Genomic DNA, 13,136 nt, shown 5'->3' with positions numbered 1-13,136 from the left:
TCCTCCGATGGGGGGTTCCGCACACGGTATGCAGTGACCGAGGTCACTCCTATGGGGCGATGCCACACACCTCAGGCGTCCGGCATGTGGGTGCGCAGCCGGTGCAGCCGCAGGGCGAGCTGGATCTCCAGGGCGCGCTCGGGCTCCTGCCAGTCCTCGCCGAGCAGCTGCCCCACCCGGTCGAGCCGCTGGGTCACCGTGTTGACGTGGATGTGCAGGGCCTCGGCCGTACGCGACAGCGAGCCGCCCGCGCCGAAGTAGGCGTTCAGCGTCTTGACCAGGGCGGTTCCCCGGCGCGCGTCGTAGTCGAGCACAGGCCCGAGCGTGCCGGACAGGAAGCCGGACACCTCGCGCCGCTCGCCCACCAGCAGGCCGACGAAGCCCAGCTCCTCGGCGCTCGCGCCGTCGCCCGTACGGCCCAGCGCCACCAGCGCCCCGGCGCAGCGCCGGGCCTCCTGATAGGCGGACGCCACCGCCGTCACCGGACCGGAGGCCGGCGCGGCCCCCGCCGTCGCCGGGCGGCCGAGCGAGGCGCTCAGCTCGGCCGCGACGCGCCGGGCCAGCGCGCCGGGCCGGTCGCCGGGCAGCAGCAGCACCACCTCGTCGCCCCGGGCGGTGGCCAGGCCGTGCGCCAGCGTCGCCTGCGACGACGCCCAGAACGCGCCGCGCTCCCGCTGCCCGTCGTGCCGCGCCACGACCAGCACGTGCGGCGCGTCGAGATCGACGCCGAGCCGCCGGGCCCGGTCGTCCAGCCCGCGCAGTTCGGGCCTGGAGACCAGGTCGTCGAGCAGTTCGCCGCGCACCCGCCCCTCGGCCTCGGCCACGCTGCGGCGGAACAGCAGCAGCAGCGCGGTGACGATCGCGGCGCGCTCCAGGATCCGCTGGTCGGTGTCGGACACCGGGTGGTCGGTCCGCAGGACCAGCGTGCACAGCGGCGCCGCCCCCACATCCACCGAGGCGACGTACGCGTCGCCGCGCTTGACCGTGCGGCCCAGCGCTCGCGAGGACTGGGCGGCGTCGAACACGCCCGTGTCCAGGTCGCCGGACTCGCCCACGAGGGGGCGGCCCTCGTCGTCCAGCACGGTCAGGCGGCCGCCCAGCACCTCGGTGACGACCGCGGCGACGTCCTCGACCCCGCCGCCGCGCAGCACGAGGCCGGTCATCCGGTCGTGCGCGTCGGCGGCCCGCTCGATCGACTCGCTGTGCGCCCTGATCAGGGTGTTCGCCTCGCTCAGCTCGGCCAGTGCCGCCCGGGTCTCCTGCAGCAGCCGGGCGGTGTCGATGGCCACGGCGGCGTGCGCCGCCAGCGAGCACAGGAGCGCCACCTCCTCCTGCGCGAACGGCCTGGCACTGCGGTTGGCCGCGAACAGCACGCCGATGACCTGCGTCCCGAGCCGCAGCGGCACCCCGAGGATCGCCACCAGGCCCTCCTCGTGGACGGCCACGTCGATCGTGTTCGTGTGCCGGAACCGCGGGTCGGCGAAGTAGTCCGCCGTGTTGTACGGCGTGCCGCTCTGCGCCACCAGCCCGCCCAGCCCGGCGCCCATGGGCAGCCGCAGCCGCCGGAAGCTCGCCGAGATCGACCCGTCCGTCACCCGCATGTAGGTGTCGCCGCGCTCGGGGTCGTTCAGCGTCATGTACGCGATGTCGGTCGCGAGCAGTTGTCTGGCCCGGTGCACGATGGCCTCGAGCACCGCGTCGAGGTCGCGCAGCCCGGCCAGGTCGCTGGCGGTGTCGAACAGCGCCGACAGCTCCGCCTCCCGCTTGGCCCGCCGGCGCAGCACGGCCCGCACCTGCAGCGCCGCGACCTTGGCCCGCTCCAGCTCCTCCAGCGTCGCGGAGTCGGCCCCGGCCGCCCTGGCCTGCAGAATCGGGCCCTCGAACTCGACCGCCGACGCCTCGCGGGCGAGCAGGTCGAGGTAGGCGCGGGCGCCGTCCGTGTTCATCCGGGCCCTCGTGTTCTTCGAGGCCGTCGTGTTCTTGGGGGCCGGAGTGGTCAGCGCGCGCTCCATCCTCCGTCGATGGGGATCGAGACGCCGGTGACGAACGATCCCTGCGGGCCGCACAGGTAGGCGACCATTTCGGCCACCTCGTCCGGCTCGATCAGCCGCTTGATCGCCGCGGGGGCGAGCATGATCTGCTCCACCACCTCGTCCTCGCTGATCCCGTGGGTGCGCGCCTGGTCGGCGATCTGGTTCTCCACGAGCGGTGTGCGGACGTAGGCGGGGTTGACGCAGTTGGAGGTCACGCCGTGCGGCGCCCCTTCGAGGGAGATCACCTTCGACAGGCCCTCCAGCGCGTGCTTGGCCGTCACGTAGGCCGCCTTGAACGGCGAGGCGCGCAGGCCGTGCACGGAGGAGATGTTGACGATCCGGCCCCAGCCGCGCTCGTACATGCCGGGCAGCACGTCCCGTACGAGCAGGAACGGCGCCTCGACCATCACCCGCATGATCTTGCCGAAGATCTCGGGCGGGAACTCCTCGATCGGGGCCACGTGCTGGAACCCCGCGTTGTTCACCACGATGTCGGCCTGGAGGCGGGTGTCCGGCGAGGGCGGGAGCTGGCCCCGCCAGGCCACCAGGAACTCCGGATCGGACAGGTCGACGGCCACCGGCGTGCCGCCGATCTCGGCGGCCACCTTGCCCGCGGCCTCGGCGTTGATGTCGGCGACGACGACGTGCGCGCCCTCGGCGGCCAGGCGCCGGGCACACGCCCGTCCGATGCCGCTCCCCGCGCCGGTGACGAGGGCCGTACGCCCTTCAAGGCTCATGCTGCCTCACGATAGGAACCAGGTTCCGCCCGGCACATGGCGGCCGGCGACATAGATGCCCGCATTCCTATGTGGGGCGGGTCATGGAGAGCACGTCCAGTGCCTGGTCGAGCTGCTCCTCGGTCAGCGCGCCGCTCGCCACGTGGCCGCGCTCGATGACGACCTCCCGGATCGTCTTGCGCTCCTTCAGCGCCTGCTTCGCGATCCTGGCGGCCTCCTCGTACCCCACGTACCGGTTGAGCGGGGTGACGATCGAGGGCGACGACTCGGCGTACTCGCGCAGGCGCTCCACATTGGCGGTGATCCCGCCGACGCACCGGTCGGCGAGCAGCCGCGACACGTTGGCCAGCAGCCGGATCGACTCCAGCACGTTGCGGGCCATCACCGGTAGCATCACGTTGAGCTCGAACGATCCCGAGGCCCCGGCCATCGTGATCGCGGCGTCGTTGCCCACGACCTGCGCGGCCACCATCGTCACGGCCTCGGGGATCACCGGGTTGACCTTCCCCGGCATGATCGACGAGCCCGGCTGCAGGTCGGGCAGGTTGATCTCGGCCAGCCCCGCGCGCGGGCCCGACCCCATCCAGCGCAGGTCATTAGCGATCTTGTTGAGCGAGACGGCGATCACCTTGAGCATGCCCGACAGCTCGACCAGGCCGTCACGCGCGCCCTGCGCCTCGAAGTGGTCCCTGGCCTCGGTGAACGGCAGGCCGGTCGTCCGGCTCAGCTCGGCGATCACGGCCTGCGCCCAGCCGGGGCCCGGCACGTTCACACCGGTGCCCACGGCCGTGCCGCCCAGCGGCAGCTCGGCCAGGCGCGGCAGCGCGGCCTGGAGCCGTTCGAGTGCCAGCTCGACCTGGGTGGAGTAGCCGCCGAACTCCTGCCCGAGCGTGACCGGCGTCGCGTCCATGAGGTGGGTGCGGCCCGACTTCACCACGTCGGCGAACTCGGTCGCCTTCTCCTCCAGCGCGGTCGCCAGGTGCTCCAGCGCGGGCGTCAGCTCGTGCACCACGGCGTACGTCGCCGCGACGTGGATGGAGGACGGGAAGACGTCGTTGGACGACTGGGCGGCGTTGACGTGGTCGTTCGGGTGGACGGGCCGGCCGAGCCGCTCCTGCGCCAGCGTCGCGACGACCTCGTTCATGTTCATGTTGGACGAGGTGCCCGAGCCGGTCTGGAAGACGTCCACCGGGAACTGGTCGTCCCAGCGTCCCTCGGCGACCTCCTCGGCCGCCTCCTGGATCGCTTGCGCCATGTCCTTGTCGACGACGCCGTACTCGGCGTTGACCTTCGCGCAGGCGGCCTTGATGCGGGCGAGCGCCGCGATGTGCGCGGGCTCAAGCCCCCGGCCGGACACCGGGAAGTTCTCCACCGCCCGCTGCGTCTGGGCCCGCCACTTGGCACGGGCGGGCACCCGGACCTCGCCCATGGAGTCGTGCTCGATCCGGAATTCGTCCATGTCTCAGTCCCTCAGCCTCTCCCTGTCGCATCGTTCCTGCCCGGATGCGCGTCCCCTGAACGAAGAACCTGAGGCACGACGACCTCATCAGGCAGCTCCGACCCCGTCACCTCCCGGAAGACCGTGGAGACTGTCGGGGGATGGTTCCAATACTCCTCACGGAGGGCCGCCGCGATCGCCTCGATCGTCTCCCGCATCCCCGCGGTGAGTTGCCACGCCTTCGCCAGGTGCACGATGGTCTGATCGCCTTCGCCGGCGAGGTGAGCGGTGAAGTGGAGGTCCTCGGCCATGATCGGCGGCTCGGCGGCAAGGGCCACGCTGTCCAGCAGCGGGTTGCCGAGGAAGTGCGCCACGTCGAGCGTCCGGCGTGTCGGCACAGGCAACTGCCGTTCCCCGGTCCACCGCGGAGTCACCCGGCCGCGCCATCGGCGCTCCGCGTCGCCGGCATAACGGACGATCAAGTCGGAAACATCGTTCCGCGTCACTCTTTCGACCTCGAACAGCAGGGACATGACGGTGAACGCCTCGCTGCTCAGCCGTGAATGCCACAGGGTCGCCAGGCGCCACCAGGCGTCGGCCGGAGGCTCACCGCCGGGGAAGAGTTCGCCGGCCGCTATGCCGTCGGCGATGAGGGAGGCGAGGATCACCAGGTTGGCCGTGTAGTGGGCGTACCGGGTGATGAACGAGCTTCTCCCGGGCCGGTAGTCGGCGTAGCTCTGATCGGCCCGGGCCTCGGCGCCGTGCAGCAGCCGGACGAGCAGGTCGATGGTGGGCTGGCGGTCGAGAGCGGGCAGCAGGTCGCGGAGAAACGCCACGGTCGGCTGCCGCTCGGTCAGCAGTGAGAACGACAGCAGCGCGTGGAGGAGCCCGTCGTCGGGCTGTGCGGGAGCGAAGAACGGATCGGCCGCGGCCGCCGTCTCGCGGGCGACCATGCCGCGCAGGACGTCGCGCGTCATCCGCGCGACGAGGTACTCCCCGAAGGTGGCGTGCAGGAACTCGTACGTCCGGAGCTTGGCGCCGTCCCTTTCCGCGGACGCCTGGTGGACGAAGAAGAACTTCCCGATCACCCGGTCGGCTCGGGAGAGGGGTGCCTGGAAGCTCGTCGTCCGGGCCGCCGGAGCCGGGAGCAGCGCGGCCAGGTCGCCGTCGAGGTCGTCGGTCGTGACCCACTGCCTGCCCCGGTTGAACATCGCGAACGCCGCGACGGCCAGGGCGCGCAGCTCCATCTCCACGGCCTGCGCCGCCGCCGTCTCCGGCAGTTCCGGCTGGTGCTTGTCCACCTCACGGCGGGCGAAGCGGGTCAGCAGCCGCTCGTACAGCTCCGCCTGGCTCAGCCCGGTCTCGCCGCGCTGCAGGGCGTTGGCGTCGGCGTCGTACAGCGCGAGCATCAGCAGCAGCAGTGGTTGCGACGCCAGGTCGCCGTGCGCCAAAGCCGCCTCGGGCGGCAGGGGCTTCAGGCCGTGCGCGGTGAAGTACTCGTCGTTCGCGGCGTTCCACACCGCCAGCCAGCGGCGGGCCTGCTCCTCCTCGAAGGGTTCGAGCCGGATCGTCAGGCATCCCGGCGGGAAGCGCATCCGGTCGGCGACGGCGGTCCGCGTGGTCACGAGAACGACCGCCGGGCGGCCCAGCTCGGCCTCCCTGCGCTGGAAGTCGGCCACGCGGCTCAGGTAGTCGGATCGATGGACGCCGGTGGCCTGGAGCAGCTCGTCCAGCCCGTCGAGCATGACGACCGGCAGCGCGCCGTCCGCCGACCGTGTCAGCTCCGGCCAGCTCAGGTGCTCGCCGGTGGTCTCCCGTACGGCGGCTTCGATCTGCTCCTGGATCGTCCCGTCGGCCGGCACCTCCCGCAGCGGCACGCGCACCGGGAGATAGTCGCCGTCCGGGAGGCGACCGGCCAGGATCTTGGTGAGTACGGACTTTCCCGCGCCGGGCTGGCCCAGCACGACCAGCGGCATCCTGGTGGCCTCGGGCGAGGTGAAGTAGCGGGCCAGGAAGCCGGCGATGTCGTCGCTCGGCTCCCTCTGGTCCCACCACCATTCCGCGCTCGGATCGGCCTGCTCGCCGTACTCGGCCGGCCGGAAGCGCGGGTTCACGTACGCCTCGACAAGCGCGGGCATGCGCATGCCCGCGGGGACCTCGCCGGACTGCGCGATCGGCCGGTCCAGGACGGCCCGATGGGCGCGCGACAGCGCGTGCCGGTGCTCCGGCGTCCTGGTGCGCGCGGCGACCTGGGCGAGCAATGCCTCCAGCTCGCCCAGCCCTGTGGCGAGTCGCCGCCGCTCGATCGTGTCGCGCCAGAGCGCGAACTCGGGGATGTCCAGAGCCAGCCGCCGGTGAAGTTCCTCGTACCTCCGGCGGGCGGTCTCGGGGATTTCCTCCTTGATCGTCGTCGTGGCGCGAGTCCACTCGGTGGAATCCAGCCGGTCACGGACCGCCAGCCCGGAGATGAACCCGGTCAGTGCCGTGGCGAGCTTGCGGTAGTACGCGCCGATCGAGTCGAGTATGTCCGCGTAGGAGTGATCGGCCCGGAAACCGGCCGGCTCGATCGTCACCAGCGTGTGGACGAACGGTGCCCGACCCGCGCCGGACCCGGCCAGCGCCGCCTGCTCGTCCCGGTCGAGGCGGAGATCCTTCGGATCGAACGGCAGGGGCAGCTCATCCAGGGCCTCGAAGAACGCCGCCACGACGAGGACGGCCTGGGCCGCCTCCAGCCGGGCTGTCCGGTCGTACCGGTTCAGGCCCGTCACCCGGTCGCGAAGCCTGCCGGTCACCTCGCCCGCCAGCCGTACGGCCTCGTCCTTGACGTCGAACAGCGACAGCACCGGCACGGCCTCGATCAGGGTGCCGGTGAGGGCCTTCGCGACCTTGCTCTCCTGTCCGAGCAGGCGCACCGCGTCGGCGTAGCCGATCCCTTTGCGCACCGGTCACCTGGCGAAGACGAAGACGCCCAGGAGGATCAGCGCGAGGACGCCGAAGAGCGCGATCCCCATCGTCACGAGCACCCGGGCCTGCGTCTTGGCGTCCGGGCCGGCGGGACTTTGCATCGCGAACAGGTCCGTGCCCAGGCTGGGCGGCCTTCCCGGGACGCCGTCCCCGGGTTGGAAGGAGCCGGGCTGGGAGGTGCCGGGGTGTGGCGGATGTTGTCCGGCGGGAGGCCCTGGCGTGGGTACGGGGCCGTTCCCGGCGAATGCGGGGCCGGGCGACGGGGGCGTCGCCGGTCCCCGCCCGGGCAGCCTTCCGGGAACCGTGGTGCTGTGCCTGTCGGTGGCGTCGGGGACCGGCTCGCCTGCGGCACGGTTCTGGGGGCCGCCCGGAGGCGGGGACGGGAGGCGGAGGCCGCCTGCGGGGCGGGGGACGACCACCGTGCGGTTGGCGTCGTCCTCGTCGTCTCCGGTCATGTTCCCTCCGGGGGGTCGGGCGGCCGCCGCTGCGGCGGCCCCAGTGGCGGGCAGGGTGCTGCCGCGAGACTCCGCGGCGTGGGACCGGTCGGCCGAGCCGTTCCCGTCGGGGCGCGCCTTCGCCTCACCCGCGGGAGCCGGCGCAGGCGGGGGCGGCGCCGGGGGCACCGGGGCTGGGGGCACTGGGGGCACCGCGGGGATGGAGCCCGTGGGGGTGTCGGCGATCAGGCGCAGCATCGCGGCGGCGCGCTCGGGCGTGAGGCGCGCGGTGTGCTCCTTCTCCAGCAGCCCGTCCAGGACCGGCCGCAGCGGCCCGGCCTGCGTGGGCGCGTCGGCGTTCTCCGTCATCAACGCGGCCAGTGTCTCGCCCACGGTCGCCCGTTCGTACGCCGGCCGTCCCTCTACGGCGAAATACAGCGTCGCGCCGAGCGACCACAGGTCGGACTCGGGGCCGGTGTAATCGCCCCGGGCCCGCTCCGGGGCGGTGTATCCCGGCGAGCCGATCACCATGCCGGTCTGGGTGAGCGCGTGGTCGCCCAGCGCCTTGGCGATGCCGAAGTCGGTCAGCACCACTCTGCCCGTCTCGGTCAGCAGCACGTTCGCCGGTTTGACGTCACGGTGCAGGATGTCCTGGGCGTGGGCGGCGCGCAGCGCGCCGAGCAGGTCGTAGCCGATCTCCGCCACCAGACGCGGCGGCAGCGGCCCCTCCTCGTCGATCACCTGTTCCAGCGAGCGCCCCTCGACGAGCTCCATGACGATCCACGGAATGCCGTCGGACACGATCACGTCGTGAATGGTGGCGACGGAGGGATGGCTGACGCGCGCCGCCATGCGGCCCTCGCGCATCATGCGTTCGCGCAGCTCCTGCCGTTGCCGCGGGCTGAGCGAGGGGTCCTGGCGGATCTCCTTGACCGCGATCTCCCGGCCGAGCGACCGGTCGTACGCCCGCCAGACGGTGCCCATGGTTCCCCGGCCGATGCGGGTGCGCAGCTCGTAGCGGTCGGCGAGCAGCCGCGGGTGCTGTTCCGGCATATCTAGAAAGATAGCGATTCCACCTTGGAAATCGCTTTCTGGTTACTTGATGAAGATTCTTGGCCAATACCGGCGCGGGAGCAGGATCTTGATCATCTTCGCCACGTGCCGCATCATGGGGATGCGCACGACGTGGTGGAGGGCGGGCTCCGACGGCTTGCGGTGCATGCCCTCGCTCGGCCGCCGACGCTGGGACGGCACGGAAGGCGCCTCCCGCGAGTAACCGAAGTCGCGCGGGTAGCCGCGGTGGTGGCCGGACTGCCCCATCTGCTGGTGGGGGCCACTGAAGGAGCCGCCGTGTGAGCCACTGGGTGAGCCACTGTGTCGCAGCTGACCGCTCTGGCCGAACTGCCCGTACTGGCCGAACTGCCCATACTGGCCGGACTGCCCCTGTGGAGCGAACACGTCGTTCCGCCCCGAGGCGTACGGGTCGTACGCGTGGGGCTGGCCGTGCTCCCCGGGCCGGTACGGCTGGCCGTACGGCCCGGGCTGCCGGTGGGGGCCGGAGTCCCGGTCGCGCGGAGTCACCTTGGGCGTGGGCCGCGATTCGGCCCGGTGCTGCCCCCGGCTGCGCTGCGGCGGCTTCCGGGTTTCCGGCGCGGTGGGCTGCGGGGCGATGGGCGGCGGCGTGGGCCGCCCGCTCCGGAACGGGGAGGCGAACGGGTCCTCGGCCGCGCCTCCGGCGGCGATCCTGGACAGCGCGTGGGCCGCGCGGACGCCGTCGAGCCTCGCCGCGGGGTCGATCTGGAGCAGGCCGCGAAGGACCGGGGCGAGCGGGCCCGCCTTCTCCATGGGGATCGGAGCGCCGCTGGTCAGCGCCGCGAGCGCGGCCGCGGCCGTACGGCGCCCGTGCAGGCCGCGGCCCTCGACGGCGGTGTAGAGGGTGGCGCCCAGCGACCACAGGTCGGCCGCCGGGCTCGCCTTGTCGCCGAGGACGCGTTCCGGGGCGATGTAGCCCGCGGAGCCGAGGACGATCCCGGCCTGGGTGATGGAGGCGTCGCCCTCCAGGGCGGCCAGCCCGAAGTCGGTCAGCACCGCCCGGTCGTCGTCGGTCACCAGCACGTTGCTGGGCTTCACGTCCCGGTGCAGGATGCCCTTGCCGTGGACGGCGCGCAGCGCGCCGAGCACCTGCCGGCCGATGTCGGCCACCCGGCGCGGCGGCAGCGGGCCCTCCTGACGGATCAGCTCCTCCAGCGACCGCGCCCTGAGCAGCTCCATCACGATCCAGGGACGGTCGTCCTCGGTGATGACGTCGAAGACCGTGATGACCGAGGGGTGGGCGACCATGGCGGTCGCCCGGCCCTCGCGTTCGGTGCGCGCGCACAGCTCCGCCCGCAGATCCTCGTCGAGGACCAGCGGAAGCCGCACCTCCTTGACAGCCACCTCGCGGTCGAGCAGCTCGTCACGCGCGCGCCACACAGTGCCCATCCCGCCGCGCCCGACCGGCTCGATCAGCCGATAGCGCGCGGCTAACAGGTATCCGGACGGCGCACGCATGGGTGGCAGCTTACCGATTTGTGTAGTGCGACCTGTAGAGACCATGCCGGGAAATTGTTGAGATCTTCTGTCAAAGATCCTGACAACCTCCCCGCAGGGTCAGCGCCGTCCGATGGTAAGGACGGGACCGGTCGTGTCCGCGAAGAAGTCGTTGCCCTTGTCGTCGACGACGATGAAGGCCGGGAAGTCCACGACCTCGATCTTCCAGACCGCCTCCATGCCCAGCTCCGGATATTCCAGGACCTCGACCTTCTTGATGCAGTCCTGGGCCAGCCGGGCGGCGGGACCGCCGATCGAGCCGAGGTAGAAGCCGCCGTACTTCTGGCACGCCTCGGTGACCTGCTTCGAGCGGTTGCCCTTGGCCAGCATCACCATCGAGCCGCCCGCCGCCTGGAAGCGCTCGACGTACGAGTCCATCCGCCCGGCGGTGGTGGGGCCGAAGGAGCCGGACGCGTAGCCCTCGGGGGTCTTGGCCGGGCCGGCGTAGTAGACGGCGTGGTCCTTCATGTACTGCGGCATGTCCTCGCCGGCGTCGAGCCGCTCGGCGATCTTCGCGTGGGCGATGTCGCGGGCCACGACGAGGGGGCCGGTGAGCGACAGCCGGGTCTTGACCGGATACTTGCTCAGCTCGGCGAGGATCTCCGGCATCGGGCGGTTGAGGTCGACGCTGACCACATCGCCGCCGAGGTGCTCGTCGGTGGTGTCGGGCAGGAAGCGGGCGGGGTCGGTCTCCAACTGCTCCAGGAAGACGCCCTCCGGGGTGATCTTCGCCAGCGCCTGGCGGTCCGCGCTGCAGCTCACCGCGATGGCGACCGGGCAGGACGCGCCGTGCCTGGGCAGCCGGATGACCCGCACGTCGTGGCAGAAGTACTTGCCGCCGAACTGCGCGCCGATGCCCAGCTTCTGGGTCAGCTCGAAGACCTTCTTCTCCATCTCCAGGTCGCGGAAGCCGTGCCCGCTCGGCGCGCCCTCGGTGGGGATGGAGTCGAGGTAGCGGGCCGAGGCGTACTTCGCGGTCTTCAGGGCGTACTCCGCGCTGGTGCCGCCCACGACGATCGCCAGGTGGTACGGCGGGCAGGCGGCGGTGCCGAGCGAGCGGATCTTCTCCTCGAGGAAGGCGAGCATCCGCTTCTCGTTGAGGACCGCCTTGGTCTCCTGGTAGAGGAACGACTTGTTGGCCGAGCCGCCGCCCTTGGCCATGAACAGGAACTTGTACGCGTCCGGGTGGCCGCCCGGGTCCTCGGCGTACAGTTCGATCTGCGCCGGCAGGTTGGAGCCGGTGTTCTTCTCGTCCCACATCGTCAGCGGCGCCATCTGCGAGTAGCGCAGGTTGAGCCTGGTGTAGGCGTCATACACGCCGCGGCTGAGGTGCTCGGCGTCGCGCCCGTCGGTCAGCACGTGCCGGCCGCGCTTGCCCATGACGATCGCGGTGCCGGTGTCCTGGCACATCGGCAGCACGCCGCCGGCCGAGATGCTCGCGTTCTTGAGCAGGTCGAGGGCGACGAAGCGGTCGTTCCCGCTCGACTCGGGGTCATCGACGATCTTGCGGAGCTGGGCCAGGTGGGACGACCGCAGGTAGTGCGAGATGTCGTGGATCGCGGTCTCGGTGAGCAGCCGCAGGGCCTCCGGCTCGACCTCCAGGAACCTGCGCCCGGCCGCCTCGGTGACCCGCACCCCCTCGGTGGTGATCAGGCGGTACTCCGTCTCGTCCGGTCCAAGCGGGAGCAGGTCGGTGTAGTCGAACTCCGGCATCGTCCTCGGTTCCTCGTGGTCTGCCTGGTCGGGCGCGCCCGCCGCGCGGACCGCCCATGGTCTTTGCACAGCGTACGGCGCGCGGGCCGTGGTCATCATGCCGGGCCGTGAGTAGCTTTTGAATAAGTTCATACTGAACATTCGGCCGCAAAGCGGGATAATTGAGACATAGAGCACAGGGGGGAGGGGTCATGAACGCCGAGGTATGGGTCATGGTCATCTTCGCGATCGGCATTCTCGTGGCCCTGGCGGTGTCGCTGCTCACGCTCGTGCTGCGGCAGGTCAAGGACGGCGACATCAGCTGGTGGTCCCCTCCCGGGGCGCGAGCGGTGCCGCGCGACGAGCCGCGAAGGATCGAACAGGACGACGAGGTGAGGGTGAGCGGAGCCCGAGGGCGATCCCACTGATCACGAGGGCCGCGCCCGCCAGGTCGGCCGCGGAGGGGACGGCGATCCCCAGAAAGGCGGCCGTGGCGAGCGCGCCGACGGGGATCATCCCGGCGAACAGCCCCGCCCGGTCCGCGCCCAGGTGGGGCAGCGAGCGATACCACAGGAAGAACGCCACGGTCGTCACCACCAGGGCGAGGTAGGCCAGGCCGGCAGCCTCCGCGCCGGTCGGCACGCGCAGCACGTGACGGCCGTCCAGGGTGACGCCGACGACCAGGAGGAACGGCACCGCCAGCGCGGACGTCCAGGCCGACAGCCTGAGGGGGCCGATCAGCGGCAGCAGCGGCAGGGCCAGCAGTGAGAAGCAGAGCTCGCAGACCAGGGCTCCCAGCGACCACAGCAGTCCGGTCACGTTCCCGCTGCCGGCGCCGGTCGCCAGCGAGGCTCCGGCGACCACCACCAGACCCGCGGCCACGACACGCGGGGACGGCCGGGCGCCCGTGAAGATCGGGCCCACGAGGGCGAGCGCAAGCGGCACGGTGCCGAGGACGATGCCGGGCAGCGCGGGCCCGGCCGCGCGGGTCGCCTCGACCACGCAGACGTTGAACAGCACGAGTCCCGTCAGCGACAGCGCGGCGAGCAGCGCCCATTGGCGCGCCCGGAGCCGCACCCATCCGAGCCCGCGGGTCCTGGCGACGGCGAGCAGGATCACGGCGGCGAGGGCGTAGCGGAGCGCCTGACCCCCGTGGACCGGATAGTCCGCGATAACGCCGGAGACCGCCGCCAACGTCCCCACGAGGAACATCGCACCCGCTGCTCCGGCCACATGAGTGTTCATGTCA

At 71.8% G+C, this 13,136-nt stretch carries 8 protein-coding genes; all 8 read right to left on the bottom strand.

Annotation, left to right across the window (positions count from 1 at the left end):
- Nucleotides 1-71: 71 nt before the first annotated feature.
- A complete protein-coding gene (locus tag IL992_RS20195; RefSeq protein ID WP_193204912.1) occupies nucleotides 72-2,012 on the bottom strand; it encodes a helix-turn-helix domain-containing protein in 1,941 nt (646 codons plus the stop codon).
- Entirely contained in the window at nucleotides 1,997-2,770 is a 774-nt protein-coding gene (locus IL992_RS20190; RefSeq protein ID WP_193204911.1) for a 3-hydroxybutyrate dehydrogenase, read from the bottom strand. Before IL992_RS20190 ends, IL992_RS20195 begins: the two co-directional genes overlap by 16 nt.
- Nucleotides 2,771-2,837: 67 nt before the next feature.
- Nucleotides 2,838-4,229: a class II fumarate hydratase gene (locus tag IL992_RS20185; protein WP_193204910.1), complete on the bottom strand. Its 1,392-nt coding sequence runs from the start codon at nucleotides 4,227-4,229 to the stop codon at nucleotides 2,838-2,840.
- A gap of 11 nt (nucleotides 4,230-4,240) precedes the next feature.
- Nucleotides 4,241-7,150: an NACHT domain-containing protein gene (locus tag IL992_RS20180; protein WP_193204909.1), complete on the bottom strand. Its 2,910-nt coding sequence runs from the start codon at nucleotides 7,148-7,150 to the stop codon at nucleotides 4,241-4,243.
- A 3-nt stretch (nucleotides 7,151-7,153) separates the two neighbouring features.
- A complete protein-coding gene (locus IL992_RS20175; RefSeq protein WP_193204908.1) occupies nucleotides 7,154-8,659 on the bottom strand; it encodes a serine/threonine-protein kinase in 1,506 nt (501 codons plus the stop codon).
- 42 nt (nucleotides 8,660-8,701) lie between these two features.
- On the bottom strand, nucleotides 8,702-10,156 hold the full coding sequence (locus IL992_RS20170; RefSeq protein WP_193204907.1) for a serine/threonine-protein kinase: 1,455 nt from the start codon (nucleotides 10,154-10,156) through the stop codon (nucleotides 8,702-8,704).
- A gap of 99 nt (nucleotides 10,157-10,255) precedes the next feature.
- On the bottom strand, nucleotides 10,256-11,908 hold the full coding sequence (locus IL992_RS20165) for a fumarate hydratase (RefSeq protein ID WP_193205038.1): 1,653 nt from the start codon (nucleotides 11,906-11,908) through the stop codon (nucleotides 10,256-10,258).
- 297 nt (nucleotides 11,909-12,205) lie between these two features.
- Nucleotides 12,206-13,132: a DMT family transporter gene (locus tag IL992_RS20160; protein ID WP_193204906.1), complete on the bottom strand. Its 927-nt coding sequence runs from the start codon at nucleotides 13,130-13,132 to the stop codon at nucleotides 12,206-12,208.
- Between the last annotated feature and the right edge of the window lie 4 nt (nucleotides 13,133-13,136).

Source organism: Microbispora sitophila, from assembly GCF_014892245.1.
GTDB classification, from domain to species: domain Bacteria; phylum Actinomycetota; class Actinomycetes; order Streptosporangiales; family Streptosporangiaceae; genus Microbispora; species Microbispora siamensis.
Note: the sequence above shows the minus strand (reverse complement) of the source record. Positions and strands in the feature narration are given on the sequence as shown.